This window comes from Streptomyces sp. H39-C1, assembly GCF_027158125.1.
GTDB classification, from domain to species: domain Bacteria; phylum Actinomycetota; class Actinomycetes; order Streptomycetales; family Streptomycetaceae; genus Actinacidiphila; species Actinacidiphila fildesensis.
Genome location: NZ_JAPVLS010000061.1, coordinates 27,730 through 42,024 on the forward strand (window position 1 = coordinate 27,730; position 14,295 = coordinate 42,024).

Here is a 14,295-nt window from a genome sequence, read left to right on the forward strand (position 1 = left end):
GCCCGTGGGCACGCACACCCGCACACGTACAGCGGGCCCCCGACCATCGGTCGGGGGCCCGCTGCGTGATGCGGTGCGGCTGCTCAGCCGGCGATGACGGCCTCGGCGTCCAGCGTCGTTCCGACCGCCTGGACGACGGCGGCGATCTTGACCGCTTCCTGGATCGTCTCGCGCGAGACGTCCGCCTTGCGCAGTACGGCCTCGTGCGAGTCCAGGCACTGGCCGCAGCCGTTGACGGCCGAGACCGCCAGCGACCACAGCTCGAAGTCGACCTTCTCCACACCCGGGTTGCCGATGACGTTCATCCGCAGCCCCGCGCGCAGCGTGCCGTACTCCGGGTCCGACAGCAGGTGCCGGGTCCGGTAGAAGACGTTGTTCATCGCCATGATCGCGGCAGCGGACTTGGCGGCGGTGTACGCCTCGGGGGAGAGGTTGGCCTTGGCCTCCGGCTCCAGCTCGCTCAGCACCCGCGGCGAACGCGACGCGATGGCGACGGCGAGCACCGTGCCCCACAGCTGCTGCTGCGGAAGCTCGGAGTTACCGATGACCGAACCGAGGTTCAGCTTCAGGTCCTTGGCGTAGTCGGGCAGCGCCGACTTGAGGTTGTCCAGCGACATACCGGATCACTCGCCCGCGAGGAGCGCGACCGGGTCGAGGGTCGTCTCGCCCTTGCTCCAGTTGCACGGGCACAGCTCGTCGGTCTGCAGGGCGTCGAGCACCCGCAGCACCTCCTTGGGGTTACGCCCCACGGAACCGGCGGTCACCATCGTGAACTGGATCTCGTTGTTGGGGTCGACGATGAACACGGCACGCTGCGCGAAGCCGTCCTCGCCCTCGACGCCGCAGTCGCGCATGAGCTCGTGCTTGGAGTCCGCGAGCATCGGGAAGGGCAGGTCACGCAGATCGGCGTGGTCCTTGCGCCAGGCGTGGTGCACGAACTCGGAGTCGCCGGAAACGCCGAGGATCTGGGCGTCGCGGTCGGCGAACTCGTCGTTCAGCTTGCCGAACGCGGCGATCTCGGTCGGGCAGACGAAGGTGAAGTCCTTCGGCCAGAAGAACACCACGCGCCACTTGCCCTCGTACGACTTGTGGTCGATCTGGGCGAAGGCCTTGTCCGCGTCGAGATCGACGCAGGCAGTCAGGTCGTAGGTGGGGAACTTGTCACCGACAGTGAGCACGCGCTCTCCTTGAAACATTGGAAATCCCTTTTGAGGCTTTCCAGAGGGTTGGACGTATTCCACCCTCCCATGGCGTCTATTGATCACAGAAATAGCTAGACTCGACGGCGTTGATCGGAGTCGCCTATCAGTAGCCCGGAGTGTCAGTGAGCAAGCAGCCCAGCCTGTCCCAGTTGCGGGCCTTCGCCGCCGTGGCCGAGTACCTGCACTTCCGTGATGCGGCGGCGTCCATCGGGACCAGTCAGCCGGCGCTCTCCGGTGCGGTCGCCGCGCTGGAGGAGACGTTGGGAGTGCAGCTGGTCGAGCGGACGACGCGCAGGGTGCTGCTCACCGCGGCGGGGGAGCGGATCGCGGCGCGGACACGGAGCGTGCTCGACGCCGTGGGGGAGCTGATGGAGGAGGCGGAGGCGGCGCGGGCGCCGTTCACGGGAGTGTTGCGGCTCGGGGTGATTCCGACCGTCGCGCCGTATCTGCTGCCGACGGTGCTGCGGCTGGTCCATGTCCGCTACCCGGCGCTGGATCTGCAGGTGCACGAGGAGCAGACGTCGTCACTGCTGGAGGGGCTGACCGGTGGGCGGCTCGATCTGCTGCTGCTCGCGGTGCCGCTCGGGATGCCCGGGGTGACCGAACTGCCGCTCTTCGACGAGGACTTCGCCGTGGTCGCACCGCAGGGGCACTGGCTGGCCGGACGGCAGGCCATTCCCCGTGAGGCGCTGCGGGAGATGGACCTGCTGCTGCTCGACGAGGGGCACTGCCTGCGCGACCAGGCGCTCGACATCTGCCGGGAGGCCGGGCGGCCGGGCGGCGTTCCGGTGACGACCACCGCGGCCGGGCTGTCCACGCTCGTGCAGCTGGTCGCGGGCGGGCTCGGGGTGACGCTGCTGCCGCGGACCGCGCTGCTGGTGGAGACCGGGCGCAACGACCAGCTGTCGACCGGGTACTTCGCGGATCCCGCGCCGTCACGGCGGATCGCGCTCGCGATGCGCGGCGGGACCGCCCGCGCGGAGGAGTTCACGGCCTTCGCGGCCGCGCTGCGCGAGGCGCTGCGGCCGCTGCCGGTGCGCGTCCTCGACGCGGAGGACGCGGAGGCAGCGGAGAACGTGACGGACGGGGCGGACGTGTTGGAGTACGCCGACGCCGGCCGGGCCTGAGGGAAGCAGGTCCGGCCGGCGTCGGTGCCGGAATCCGGTGGGGTTACTCGGTCCGCAGACCGTCCGGGCGCATCATGCGCCACAGCGGCGGCAGGCTGAGCAGCGTGACGAGCAGGACCACGCCCGCCCCGACGCCCGTCATCGTCGCGGCACTCGCCCAGTCGACGCGGATCGGTGAGCCGACCATCTTCAGCAGCACGGAGCCGAGTCCGAGGCCGCCGATCACCGCCAGCGCCAGGCCGAGGGCGACCGGTAGCGCGGTCTGCCACAGCACCGACAGCCCGAGGGTGGAGCGCCGGGTGCCGAAGGCGATCAGCACCGCGAGCAGCTTCTTGCGCTCGCGCAGCTGCTCCAGCATCGAGACCAGCAGGCTGATGCCGATCAGCAGCAGGGTGGTGACCGCGCCGATCAGCAACCCGCGCTTGATGCTGGTGTACTTGCGCACCGTGCGGGTGCCTTCGAGCGTGTAGGTGTTCGCGCTCTCGCCCAGCCGGGCCGTGGTGTTGCGGACGTACTCCTCCGCGTCCGGCCGTTGCGCGTCGAGCTTGATCAGCACCGTGGCGCGCGCTTGCTGCGTCCGGGCCACGTCCAGGGTGCCGGGGGTGGCGAGGATGCCCCACTGCACGTCGCCGTTGGGGCTGGTGCGGGACTTGACCGTGCGGGCGGTGGCCGGGACGGTCCACGGCCGGGGCGGGCCGGTCAGCACGCCGCTCTGCGGGGCGTTGAGGTCCAGCCGGGCGCCGGCCTTGGAGATGTCGGGCGGGGTGGTGTACGACGCGTCCGGCAGGACGCGGTAGACGCTTCCGTCGGCGCAGTCGCCGACGGCGGCGATCTCGGCGAGTGCGGCGCAGTCGCCGACGATCACCGGGAACTCCAGGATCTCGCCCGCGGCGTCGGGGTTGCCGGAGGCCTTCGCCTTCGCCGCCGCGCCGTCGGGGATGGCGGACGTCTGGACGAGACCGAGCGCTGAGCGCACTCCGGGGGTGGTCCGGTAGGCCTGGAACGCGGCGGTCGCCTGCGGGCCGTCGGTGACATCGACGCTCGCCTGCATCTGGGCCCGGTTCGGGTCCTTGCCGGTGTCGGAGGTGAAGCCGCTCTCGATGCCGCTGAACAGCATCTGCAGGGCGATGGCGCCGGCCACCGCGACGGTGATGCCGTTGACCATCCGGGCGGAGGCGCCGCTGTTGAGCTGCAGACGGCGGGTGGCGAGCTGCCAGGGGATCCGGCCGCCGCCGAAGCGGTTGACGATCATCTCGACGAGCCAGGGCAGGACGGCGGTGACACCGACGAGCAGCAGGATCGCGCCCGCCGAGATCTGGTACGCGTTGAGGTCCGCGTTGCCCTGGACGCCGCCGAACAGCGGGGCCAGCAGCGCCAGTCCGGCGACCGGAATGAGCAGCCGCCACCACAGGCGGCGCTTGCGCAGTGCCGCGTTGCGGACGACCCCCAGCGGTTCGATGGCGATACCGCGCAGCGCGAGGACGGTGACCGCGACGGCCGCCGCCGGGACGCCGAGCACGATCAGCAGGGCGAGGCCGGTGCCGGGCCGGACGTCGGAGGGGAAGACGCTCAGCCTGTACAGCTCGATCTGCCCGGTGAAGTGTCGTCCCAGCAGGAAGAACCCGAGGCCGAACACGAGCCCGACGACCGCGCCGACGAGTGCCTCGCCGGCCGCGATCCGTCGGGTCATCCGGGTGTCGGCGCCGACCAGCCGCAGTGCGGCGAGCCGCCGGTCGCGGCGTTCGCCGCCGAATCGGACGGCGGTGGCGATGAGGATGGCCACCGGCATCAGCAGCACCACGAGGCCGATGATGACGAGCAGGGTCAGGACCGCGCCCAGCCCCTCGGAGCTGCGCCGGGCGCCGCCGATCGTGTCGACGCGGGTGGCGTGTGCGTCGGTGAGGGTGTCGCTGCCCGCGTAGTAGACGAGTTCGGCGGGGCCGAGCAGTCCGGCCTTGGCGATGGTGCCGGTGACGCGGTAGTTGAGCCGCTCCTTGAGCAGCTTGCCCTCGGAGGAGTCCAGCAGCTTGGCGAGCGCGGGGGAGACGGTCATCTCGCCCGGGGCCGGGACCCTGCTCAGGCCGGGCGGTACCGGCGGCTTGTCGCCGTCGGGGTCCAGGACCCGGCCGTAGACGTCCACGCCGTGGTAGACGGTGTCGGTGTTGTTGATCAGCATGGTCGACGCGGTCGGCTTCAGCTTCTCGCCGAAGTACATGTCGTCACGGTCGTGGCTGCGATCCGAGCGGGCCTGCATCATCGCCGGGACGGCGGACGCGAGCAGCAGCACCGCCACGCCGAGGCCGACGCCGACGGCGGTCAGCAGGTTGCGGATCCAGCCTTCCTTGCCGCCGGCGAGCGTGAAGCGCGCGCCGAGCGCGAGGTCGCGGACCCAGGTACGGGCGTCGGTGCGCGGCAGGGTGCGTGGAGGAGTGGTGCGCGGGGCGTTCTCCGAGGGCGTGCTCACGCGACCCGCTCCATGTCACGGGACTTGCCGTCGCGTACGACGATCTCGCGGTCGGAGTACGCGGCGACCCGCGCTTCGTGGGTCACCAGGACGACGGCCGCGCCGGTGTCCCGGGCGGCGTCGGTCAGCAGCCGCATGACGCGCTCGCCGTTGAGGGAGTCCAGGGCGCCGGTCGGCTCGTCCGCGAAGATCACCCGGGGTCCGCCGACCAGCGCACGGGCCACCGCGACCCGCTGGCCCTGGCCGCCGGAGACCTCGCCGGGGCGCTTGTGCCCGAGGTCGTCGACCTCCAGCCGGTGCAGCCACTCGGTGGCCAGCCGCTCGGCCTCCTTGCGCTTGGCGCCGTTCAGCCGCAGCGGCAGCGCCACGTTCTCGACGCAGGTCAGCTCGGGGACGAGCTGGCCGAACTGGAAGACGAACCCGAAGTCACCGCGGCGCAGCGCGCTGCGGGCGGCGTCCGACATGGCGGACAGCTCTTCGCCCCGGTACAGGACCTTGCCGGCGTCGGGCCGCACGATGCCGGCCAGGCAGTGCAGCAGCGTCGACTTGCCGGAGCCGGAGGGGCCCATCACGGCCACGACCTCGCCGGAGCGGATCGTGAAGTCGGCGCCGTCCAGGGCGGGGGTGGGGCCGTAGGTCTTGTGCAGCGCGTCGGCGGAGAGCAGCGGCGTGCTGGGCTGAGGGGTGGAGCTGGTCACTTGCGTACCTCCGTCGCGAGCTGGTCGAGCCGGGCGGCGGTGAGTTCCAGCCACCGCAGATCCGCCTCGAGGTGGAAGAGAGCGTGATCGCAGATCAGCTGGTCGGCGAGGTCGCCGCTGGACTTGCGACGGGTCAGTTCCCGCATGAGCCGCAGATGCTCGGCGCGCTGGGTGTCCAGCAGGTCGATGGCGCTGCGGCCGGTCAGCAGGGCGAGGACGACCTTCGTGTACAGGGTCGTCTGCAGATACGGCTCGGGCTTCTCGGGCTGGGCGAGCCACGTCTCGACGTCGGTCAGTCCGGCGTCGGTGATCGCGTACCGCTTGCGCTCGGGGCCGCTGCCGGGCTCTATGCCCTCGACCTCCACGAGCCCGTTCTTCAGGAGTCGGGCCATCGTCGAGTAGACCTGCCCGTAGTGCAGCGGGCGGTCGTGGCCGAAGCGTTCGTCGAAGGCGCGCTTGAGGTCGTAACCATGGCGTGGGCCGGACTCAAGAAGCCCGAGCAGGGTGTGGCCGATTGACATGCGAGCACTCTACATGACGTGTATACGTGGTGTGTATAGACGTGGTGTGTAGTGGATCATCGCAGGTCAAGCCACTCCTATCGGCTCTCGATCCCTTTTCCTCCCTCTGCCGACGGTTCTGTCTGCGACTCTGCGGACGGCTCCGCCGACCGGGCCGGACGGCCGCGGCGGGGGATCGGCCCGGCGGCGCCGGGGAGGCGCCCGGCCTCGGCGAGCGCCCGGCGCAGCAGGAACTCGATCTGCGCGTTGGTGCTGCGGAGCTCGGTCGCCGCCCACGTCGCGATGGCGTCGTGGACGGCGGGGTCGAGCCTCAGCAGCACCTGCTTGCGGGCGGCGCGGCCGGTGCGTTCCGTCACTGGTAGAGGGTCCCGGTGTTGAGTACGGGCTGGGCGGCGCGGTCACCGCACAGGACCACGAGCAGGTTGCTGACCATGGCGGCCTTGCGCTCCTCGTCGAGCTCGACGATGCCCTGCTCGGAGATCCGGGTCAGTGCGGACTCGACCATGCCGACCGCGCCCTCGACGATGGTCTGGCGGGCGGCCACGATCGCGCCGGCCTGTTGGCGCTGGAGCATCGCGGAGGCGATCTCGGGGGCGTAGGCGAGGTGCGTGAAGCGGGACTCGATGATCTTCACGCCGGCCGCGCCGACCCGTGCGGCGATCTCGACGGAGAGCTTCTCGGTGATCTCCTCGGCGTTGCCGCGCAGCGACAGGCCCTCCACATCGTGCGCGTCGTACGGGTAGTTCGTCGCGATGTGCCGGACGGCGGTGTCGGTCTGGATCGCGATGAACTCCACGAAGTCGTCGACCTCGAAGACCGCCTGCGCGGAGTCCCTGACCTGCCAGACGACGACCGCGGCCAGCTCGATCGGGTTGCCGTACGAGTCGTTGACCTTCAGGACCGCGGTCTCGTGGTTGCGGATCCGGGTGGAGATCTTGCGGCGGCTGGTGAACGGGTTCACCCAGCGCAGCCCGTCCTGGCGGATGGTGCCCTGGTAGCGGCCGAAGAGCTGGCAGACGCGGGCTTCGCCGGGGGCGACCTGGGTGAGGCCGAACATGGTGATGAAGGCGGCGATCGCGATCAGCACACCGGCGCCGATCAGGACGCCCGCCAGCGCGCCGCCGCTGTCCTTGGCCTGGGCGATGCCGACGATGAAGAGCGCGATGCCGCCGAACAGCACCGGCACGGCGATCAGCAGGAAGGGCAGCCCCGGCATGCCGACGGCCACCCGTTCGGTGACATGCGGGGCAGGCATCTCAGGGATCTCGGACTGGAGATCGGTGGTGCGGTTCTCGGACATGGGTCCCCCGTTCACAGTGCTCGGCGCGCTCATTCGCCCGCCTAGCAAAGTGATAGCACATTAATCATCCGCAAGCTATGGGCAGACGATGCAGCCCCGGGGCACGGAGGGGGGTAACACGTGCGCCGGGGCTGCGGTTTCGAGGGGCGGAGGTGCTGCGGCGGGGTCAGCCGCTCTTGACGGCGACCGAGATCCGGTCGCCGACCTCCTTGTCGATGGAGCGCCAGTACTGCAGCGCCCGCTCCAGGACGGGTGCGCTGACACCCTTCAGCAGATGGCCGGAAACGTTCGTCACCAGCCGGGCGCGGGCAGCGTCGTCGAGCACCTGCCGCACCTGTGTGCCGGCCTGTCCCCAGTCGTCGTCCTCGCGGTGCGGCGCGTACGCCTCCCGCACCATCTCGCCCGCGCTCGCCCAGCCCGCCGGCTCACCGAACCGCTCGGTGTCGGCGGCCGGACCCCCGTAGGAGTTCGGCGCGTACACGGCGGCCGTACGGGACGGCTCGTACCGCATCGGGCCGTCCTTGGCGTACGAGTAGACCGGCGAGTGCGGCCGGTTCGGGGGCAGTTGTGCGTAGTTCGGGCCGATCCGGTACCGGTGGGTGTCCGGGTACGAGAAGAGCCGGCCGATCAGCATCTTGTCCGGGGACGGGCCGATGCCCGGCACCATGTTCGACGGTTCGAAGGCTGCCTGCTCGATGTGGACGAAGAAATCCTCCGGGTTCCTGTCCAGCGTCATCCGGCCGACCTCGATCAGCGGGTAGTCGCCGTGCGGCCACACCTTGGTCAGATCGAACGGGTTGAACCGGTACCCGGACGCGTCCTCGAACGGCATGACCTGCACCTTCAACGTCCACGAAGGGTGCTCGCCGCGCTTGATCGTCTCGAACAGATCGCGCCGGAAGGCATCGGGGTCCTCGCCGGCCAGCGCGTCCGCGTCGGCCTGGGTGAGGAAGTCGATGCCCTGGTCGGTGATGAAGTGGTATTTGATCCAGAACCGCTGCCCGGCGCCGTTGACCCACATGAAGGTGTGCGAGCCGTAGCCGTTCATGTGGCGGAAGTTCTTCGGGATGCCGCGGTCGCCCATCAGCCAGGTGACCATGTGCGCGGTCTCCGGGGAGAGCGTCCAGAAGTCCCACTGCATGTCGTTGTCGCGCATGCCGTTGTCGGCGCGGCGCTTCTGCGAGCGGATGAAGTCCTGGAACTTCTGCGGATCGCGGACGAAGAACACGGGCGTGTTGTTACCCACCAGGTCGTAATTGCCCTGCTCCGTGTAGAACTTGAGCGCGAAGCCCCGAGGGTCGCGCCAGGAGTCCGGGCTGCCCTGCTCGCCCGCGACGGTGGAGAAGCGGGCCAGCATCTCGGTGCGCCGGCCCGGCTGGAAGAGATCGGCCTTGGTGAACTGGCTGACGTCGTTCGTGACCTCGAAGCTGCCGTAGGCTCCGCTGCCCTTGGCGTGCACCACCCGCTCGGGGACCCGTTCACGGTTGAACTGGGCCATCTTCTCGATCAGATAGTGGTCCTGCAGCAGGATCGGGCCGTCCGGCCCCACCGTGAGCGAATGCTCGTCGCTCTCCGCCGGGACACCGGCGTTGTTGGTGGTGTACGGGGTGCTCATCGCGTGTGTCTCCCGTTCGAGTCGAGAGTCCGGTACCGGGGCGTCGCTTCGACCACCCTTGCACCGAACCTCCCGCTCGGCACGCCGGGCGACAGCGGGGCGCCGGAGGCCGCGCGGCCTCCGGCACCCGGGCCCGGGTGCCGGGAACTACGGAATCGCCAGCTCGAACCAGACGACCTTGCCCGCACTCAGTCTTGTGGCCCCCCACCGCTGAGCCATCCGGCTGACGAGATACAGGCCGCGGCCACCCTCGTCCTGCGGCTGGGCGTGCCGCATCTGCGGCAGCAGCGGCGCGTCGTCGCCGACCTCGCAGCGCAGCACGTCGGTGCGCAGCAGCCGCAGCGTGATGGGCCGCTCGGCGTACCGGACGGCGTTGGTGACGATCTCGCTGACCAGGAGTTCGGTCGGCTCGATCAGGTGCTCCAGGTCCCAGCGGCGCAGCGCCTGGCGGGCGAGCCGCCGGGCCCGGCCGGCGGTCTGCGGCTGCGGCTCCAGGTACCAGTAGGCGACGTCGCTCGGCGAGATCCCGTCGAAGCGGGCGGCCAGCAGCGCGATGTCGTCGTCGCGGTCGCCGGGGCCGAGGATCTCCAGGATCTCGTCGCAGAGCGGTTCCAGCGGCGGCGGCGACAGCACGGTCGCGGCGTCGTGCAGCCGCTCGCGCAGCAGCTCGATGCCGCCCCAGACGTCCCGTGTCCGGGACTCGACGAGGCCGTCGGTGTACAGCACGAGGGTCGCGCCGGCCGGCGCCGGCAGCTCGACCGCCTCGAACGGCACCCCGCCGACGCCGATCGGCGCGCCCGGCGGTACCCGCAGCACCTCGGCCAGGCCGTTGGCGTGCAGCAGGATGGGCGGCGGGTGGCCGGCGTTGGCCACCACCAGCCGGTGCGCGATCGGGTCGTAGACCGCGTACACGCAGGTCGCCATGCGGTCGCTGCCGAGCCGCTGGGCCTGCTCGTCCAGGTGGTACAGCACCTCCTGCGGCGCCAGGTCGAGCCCCGCGAGGGTCTGCACCGTGGTGCGCAGCTGGCCCATGATCGCCGCCGAGGTCATGGAGTGGCCCATGACGTCGCCGACGACGAGCGCGACGCGGCTGCCGGGCAGCGGGATCGCGTCGTACCAGTCGCCACCGACCCGGGCCGATTCGGCGGCCGGCAGATAGCGGCTGGCGAGCCGGACCCCGGTGGGCTGCGGCAGGGAGTCGGGCAGCATCTCGCGTTGCAGCGCGTCCGCGATGTACGCCTCGCGTCCGTACAGCACCGCCTTGTCGACGCCCAGCGCCGTGTGGGTGGCGAGCTGGGCGGCGACCAGGAGGTCGTCGGACTCGAACGGCGGCCGGTCGGGGCGGCGCAGCAGTACGGCGGCGCCGATGACCCGGCGGCGGCCGCGCAGCGGGGCGAGTATCGCGCGGCGTCCGGTCGGCAGGACGGGCGGGTGCAGCGGTCTGTCGCTCCTGGCGGCACCCGGCTCGGGGTGTAATCCGGGCCGTTCTCCGGGCCGACCCGCGCCGGCGGAGGCCGAAGGACCCTCGCCGAAGCGCAGCAGTTCCTCCAGTGCGGCGGCGGACTGCGGGTGCTCCGCGAAGACCGGGCGTACGCCGCGCAGCACCTCGGCGAGCGGGCCGTCCAGCCGGACGAGGGTGCTCTCGGCGGCGCCGCCGTAGGCGGGCTCCGCGGGCACCGGGGCCAGCACGGTGCCGACGTAGGACTGCCCGCTGGGCTCGTCGAGGCCGCCGTCGGCGCGCCGCAGCCGGAGCACGAGCGGCCCTGACGGCCGTTCGTCGCCGACCGGCAGCGGGTCGCGGAGGTAGACCAGGATCGCGTCGGCGAACGCGGGGACGGCGGAGCGGCACAGGCCCAGCAGGATCTCGTCGAGGTCCAGACCGCGGGCGATCCGCCGGGTGGCCGCCCCGACGTACCGCAGCCGCTCGGCCTCCGAGCCCGAGGAAACCGCCGTACGGGTGCCGAGGGTGCCGGAGGCGCCGGGCGGGGTGGGCGGCGTGGAGCCCGGGGGCGCGGGCGCCGCGGGGGTGGGTGCGAGCGCCGCCGCGGGCTCCTCGTGGCGCGGATGGCCGGCGGGCTCCATGGCGGCACCCGCCGGCCCCTGGGTCCCGCGCGGCGGGGTGCTGGAGAACGACGCGTCGGCGGCGGCTTCGCGCCGGGGCGTGCCCGCGGCCTGCGCCGCCTGCCGGTCCCGTGCGGAACGGTCGTCGGGGAGCGCCTGGGGCGGCGAGGGCTGGTCCTCCCGGTCGGAGCCCGGGGGCAGGCGGAAGCCGCCGCGCGGGTCCGGCAGCGGTGCCGGCAGGGCGGCATCCGGTCCCGGTTGCCGCGCCGGGGGCGGGGGCGTGCGATCCGTGGTCACGCGAGTCGTTCCATCCGGTTGTGCGCCACGCGCTGGCCGCGGCGGGGATTGGGCCGTGTCAGGCGCGTCGTCGGCAGTAGAGGAAGAGCTGCTCCTCCGGCGGCACGTCGGTGCTCGCCGGTGCATAGGCGTACGACTCCTCCTCGATCACCTCGAAGCCCGCGTCCGCCACTACCTGGTGCAAATCATCCCGTAGATAACCGGATACCCGGATGGTGTTACCAAGGAACGGGATGGCGAAGTCGTCCACATCCGCTTCGACCATCGAGAGGATGAAGAGACCCGCGGGCTCCAGCAGATCATGGATGGCGCGCAATGCGTAGGGAATCTCCGCGCGCGGCAGCATCAGCAGCGAGAAGAAGGCCGCGACGCCGTCGAAACGTCCGAGGTCGAGGGGGCCGCCGGGGCGCAGGTCCGCGATGTCGCCCTGGTGGAACTCGGCCTCCGGCACGTACTGCGCGGCCAGCGCGAGCATGCCGGCGGACAGATCGACGCCGACGACCCGGTGTCCGGCCCCGGCGAGCTGCCGGGTGCTGGGCAGGCCGGTGCCGCAGCCCAGGTCGAGCACCCGCGATCCGGCGGGCAGCGTCTCCGCGAGCCACCGGCCCGCGGTGAGCTGGCCGTCCTTGTGGGGGAACGCCTCGTCGTACCGGTCGCCGATCGCGTCGAACGCTTCGGCCTGGCCGCCGCGGTCCCGCTTTATGTCCTCGTAGCCGCCGGTTCCCACTGCCTCGGTCCTCCTTGGTGCGCGTGGCTTGATGACTTGGCGTCAGGCTCTGGGTGCTGGTTGGGAATTGCGCGGTGTTGCGGAGCACGATCCTACGTTTGACGACCCGGGGCGCATCAAGGGGCTCACGAGGTCACTTTGCCGGACGGTTCCAGTCGTCCGGGAGTGACGGTACCGGCCAGCCGGGATCCGGGCGCCAGTCCTCCCAGCCGTCCCGGAAGGGCCGGCCCCAGGACCTGATGACCCCGGCCGCCTCCAGTCCGGCCGACCGTACCCGCTCGGCGCGTTCGGCGGGCATAAGGCCCGCGAGCTGCGCCTGGGCGAACTCGTCCTCGTCCAGCCAGTGCCAGCTGCGGTCCGGGCGGACCGCGATGTCGAGGAAGTGGTCCTCGGAGTCCAGACCGCCGGACCAGCGCCGGCGCGGCTCCTCCAGGTTCACGTACCAGTTCTTCAAATGCCACCTTTTGTCCCAGAAGAGCCAGACCGACCAGGGCTCGCCAGGGTGTGCGATTTTCAGCACACCCGCCCCCCACCACTGCTCGACGCGCGTAGTGCGCGGCTTGAGATAGCGGGTGGCGAGCGGCTCCCGGTTGATCGGGGAGCCATCGGTGAGCACCGGCTTCACACAGGAGGTACCGGGCGCCATCCAGACCGCGAGCAGCTCGGCGTCATCGCGCACGACGGTCACCGGGCGGCAGATGTGCAGCTCGTCGGTGCCGTTGCCCCGATAACGCCACAACACTTGCTCACCCGGCGACCAGTAGCCGCTGGTACCCGGCCCGTTTCCGTCAAGAAGAGTGTCGGCTGTCATGAACAGATCTTACGGATCAGCCCTTAAGGATGGGTCATGCGCAGCACATCCAACGCCGCGTCCAGCTGCTCCTCGGTCAGTTTTCCCTGTTCGACATAGCCCAGCTCGATCACCACGTCCCGGATGCGCTTGCGCTCCGCGACGGCTTTCTTGGCGACCTTGGCCGCCTCCTCGTAACCGATGTATTTGTTCAGCGGGGTGACCACCGAGGGCGAGGACTCCGCGTACTCACGGGCCCGCTCGACATTGGCGGTGATGCCGTCGACGGTGCGGTCGGCGAGCAGCCGGGAGACGTTGGCGAGCAGCCGGACGGATTCCAGCACATTCCTGGCGATGACCGGGAGCATCACATTGAGCTCGAAGTTCCCGGCGGCGCCGGCCATCGTGATCGTCAGGTCGTTGCCGGCGACCTGGGCCGCGACCATCAGCACGGCCTCCGGGATCACCGGATTGACCTTGCCCGGCATGATCGACGAGCCCGGCTGGAGATCGGGCAGGTTGATCTCGGCCAGTCCGGTCCGCGGTCCCGACGCCATCCAGCGCAGATCGTTGGAGATCTTGGTCAGGCCGACCGCGACCGTCTTGAGCTGCCCCGACGTCTCGACGATGCCGTCCCGGGCGCCCTGCGCCTCGAAGTGGTCGCGCGCCTCGGTCAGCGGCAGCCCGGTGGTCCGCGCCACCTCGGCGATCACCGCGGCCGAGAAACCGGGCGGGGTGTTGATGCCGGTGCCGACCGCGGTGCCGCCGAGCGGCAGCTCCGCCAGCCGGGGCAGCGCGCCCCGCAGCCGCTCGACGCCGTACCGGACCTGGGCCGCGTAGCCGCCGAACTCCTGGCCCAGCGTGACGGGCGTGGCGTCCATCAGATGCGTACGGCCGGACTTCACGACGTCCGCGAACTCGGCCGCCTTGCGCTCCAGGGACTCCGCGAGGTGCTCCAGCGCGGGCACGAGGTCGCGGGTGACGGCGGCGGTGGCCGCGATGTGGATGGACGACGGGAACACGTCGTTGGACGACTGTGACGCGTTGACGTGGTCGTTCGGATGCACGTCACGGCCCAGCCGCTCGGTGGCCAGCGTCGCGATGACCTCGTTGGCGTTCATGTTGGAGGACGTGCCGGAGCCGGTCTGGAAGACGTCGATGGGGAACTGGTCGTCCCAGCGGCCGTCCACCACCTCGGCCGCCGCCTCCTGGATCGCCTCGGCGATGTCCTTGTCCAGGACGCCGAGTCCGGCGTTCACCTTGGCGGCGGCCGCCTTGATCCGGGCCAGCGCCTCGATGTGCGCGCGCTCGATCCGCTGGCCGGAGATCGGGAAGTTCTCCACCGCCCGCTGGGTCTGGGCCCGCCATTTCGCGTCCGCGGGCACCCGTACCTCGCCCATCGAATCGTGCTCGATCCGGAAAGGCCGGTCCTGGGACTGCTCCTCGGGCATGGCTGGATTCCTCTCCTCGGCAACTCCTCGACAACATTCCCA

Annotated in this window: 13 protein-coding genes; 1 reads left to right on the forward strand and 12 read right to left on the reverse strand. The window is 71.0% G+C overall.

Features of this window, described 5'->3' with window-relative positions; translation table 11 throughout:
- Positions 1 to 83: 83 nt before the first annotated feature.
- Together O3W51_RS32165 and O3W51_RS32170 are read right to left on the reverse strand one after the other, a co-directional pair.
- Positions 84 to 617, reverse strand: coding sequence for an alkyl hydroperoxide reductase (locus tag O3W51_RS32165; RefSeq protein ID WP_138352117.1), 534 nt, complete (start codon positions 615 to 617; stop codon positions 84 to 86).
- A 6-nt stretch (positions 618 to 623) separates the two neighbouring features.
- A complete protein-coding gene (locus tag O3W51_RS32170; protein WP_138352116.1) occupies positions 624 to 1,178 on the reverse strand; it encodes a peroxiredoxin in 555 nt (184 codons plus the stop codon).
- A 146-nt stretch (positions 1,179 to 1,324) separates the two neighbouring features.
- Here O3W51_RS32170 and O3W51_RS32175 point away from each other — a divergent pair, with 146 nt between their 5' ends.
- Complete coding sequence (locus O3W51_RS32175; RefSeq protein ID WP_244809374.1) at positions 1,325 to 2,329, forward strand: hydrogen peroxide-inducible genes activator; 1,005 nt, start codon at positions 1,325 to 1,327, stop codon at positions 2,327 to 2,329.
- A gap of 43 nt (positions 2,330 to 2,372) precedes the next feature.
- Here the strand turns inward: O3W51_RS32175 and O3W51_RS32180 are convergent, their stop codons facing one another.
- From O3W51_RS32180 to O3W51_RS32225, 10 genes are all read right to left on the reverse strand, one after another.
- Positions 2,373 to 4,793, reverse strand: a complete 2,421-nt coding sequence (locus O3W51_RS32180; RefSeq protein ID WP_244809376.1) for an ABC transporter permease — start codon at positions 4,791 to 4,793, stop codon at positions 2,373 to 2,375.
- On the reverse strand, positions 4,790 to 5,491 hold the full coding sequence (locus O3W51_RS32185) for an ABC transporter ATP-binding protein (protein ID WP_138352114.1): 702 nt from the start codon (positions 5,489 to 5,491) through the stop codon (positions 4,790 to 4,792). The genes O3W51_RS32180 and O3W51_RS32185 overlap by 4 nt, the downstream gene beginning before the upstream one ends.
- Complete coding sequence (locus tag O3W51_RS32190) at positions 5,488 to 6,012, reverse strand: PadR family transcriptional regulator (RefSeq protein WP_138352113.1); 525 nt, start codon at positions 6,010 to 6,012, stop codon at positions 5,488 to 5,490. Before O3W51_RS32190 ends, O3W51_RS32185 begins: the two co-directional genes overlap by 4 nt.
- 77 nt (positions 6,013 to 6,089) lie before the next feature.
- Positions 6,090 to 6,368: a hypothetical protein gene (locus tag O3W51_RS32195; protein ID WP_138352112.1), complete on the reverse strand. Its 279-nt coding sequence runs from the start codon at positions 6,366 to 6,368 to the stop codon at positions 6,090 to 6,092.
- Complete coding sequence (locus O3W51_RS32200; RefSeq protein WP_138352111.1) at positions 6,365 to 7,312, reverse strand: SPFH domain-containing protein; 948 nt, start codon at positions 7,310 to 7,312, stop codon at positions 6,365 to 6,367. The genes O3W51_RS32195 and O3W51_RS32200 overlap by 4 nt, the downstream gene beginning before the upstream one ends.
- 166 nt (positions 7,313 to 7,478) lie before the next feature.
- The gene (locus O3W51_RS32205) at positions 7,479 to 8,927 is read right to left on the reverse strand and encodes a catalase (protein WP_138352110.1); all 1,449 of its coding nucleotides are present in this window, start codon (positions 8,925 to 8,927) and stop codon (positions 7,479 to 7,481) included.
- A 147-nt stretch (positions 8,928 to 9,074) separates the two neighbouring features.
- The gene (locus O3W51_RS32210) at positions 9,075 to 11,009 is read right to left on the reverse strand and encodes an ATP-binding SpoIIE family protein phosphatase (RefSeq protein WP_232484719.1); all 1,935 of its coding nucleotides are present in this window, start codon (positions 11,007 to 11,009) and stop codon (positions 9,075 to 9,077) included.
- Between the two features lie 334 nt (positions 11,010 to 11,343).
- Positions 11,344 to 12,012: a class I SAM-dependent DNA methyltransferase gene (locus tag O3W51_RS32215; protein WP_138358591.1), complete on the reverse strand. Its 669-nt coding sequence runs from the start codon at positions 12,010 to 12,012 to the stop codon at positions 11,344 to 11,346.
- A 133-nt stretch (positions 12,013 to 12,145) separates the two neighbouring features.
- Positions 12,146 to 12,823, reverse strand: coding sequence for a cytidylyl-2-hydroxypropylphosphonate hydrolase (gene fomD / locus O3W51_RS32220; RefSeq protein ID WP_138358593.1), 678 nt, complete (start codon positions 12,821 to 12,823; stop codon positions 12,146 to 12,148).
- A gap of 23 nt (positions 12,824 to 12,846) precedes the next feature.
- Positions 12,847 to 14,253 carry a class II fumarate hydratase gene (locus tag O3W51_RS32225; protein WP_138358595.1) on the reverse strand — a complete coding sequence of 469 codons (1,407 nt, stop codon included), beginning with the start codon at positions 14,251 to 14,253 and terminating at the stop codon, positions 12,847 to 12,849.
- Between the last annotated feature and the right edge of the window lie 42 nt (positions 14,254 to 14,295).

What these genes read in the sequence shown, in the direction of transcription:
- O3W51_RS32165 (WP_138352117.1), bottom strand. Translation starts at nt 617, where the DNA reads ATGTCGCTGGACAACCTCAAGTCGGCGCTGCCCGACTACGCCAAGGAC.
- O3W51_RS32190 (WP_138352113.1), bottom strand. Translation starts at nt 6,012, where the DNA reads ATGTCAATCGGCCACACCCTGCTCGGGCTTCTTGAGTCCGGCCCACGC.
- O3W51_RS32200 (WP_138352111.1), bottom strand. Translation starts at nt 7,312, where the DNA reads ATGTCCGAGAACCGCACCACCGATCTCCAGTCCGAGATCCCTGAGATG.
- O3W51_RS32205 (WP_138352110.1), bottom strand. Translation starts at nt 8,927, where the DNA reads ATGAGCACCCCGTACACCACCAACAACGCCGGTGTCCCGGCGGAGAGC.
- O3W51_RS32210 (WP_232484719.1), bottom strand. Translation starts at nt 11,009, where the DNA reads ATGGAGCCCGCCGGCCATCCGCGCCACGAGGAGCCCGCGGCGGCGCTC.
- fomD (WP_138358593.1), bottom strand. Translation starts at nt 12,823, where the DNA reads ATGACAGCCGACACTCTTCTTGACGGAAACGGGCCGGGTACCAGCGGC.
- O3W51_RS32225 (WP_138358595.1), bottom strand. Translation starts at nt 14,253, where the DNA reads ATGCCCGAGGAGCAGTCCCAGGACCGGCCTTTCCGGATCGAGCACGAT.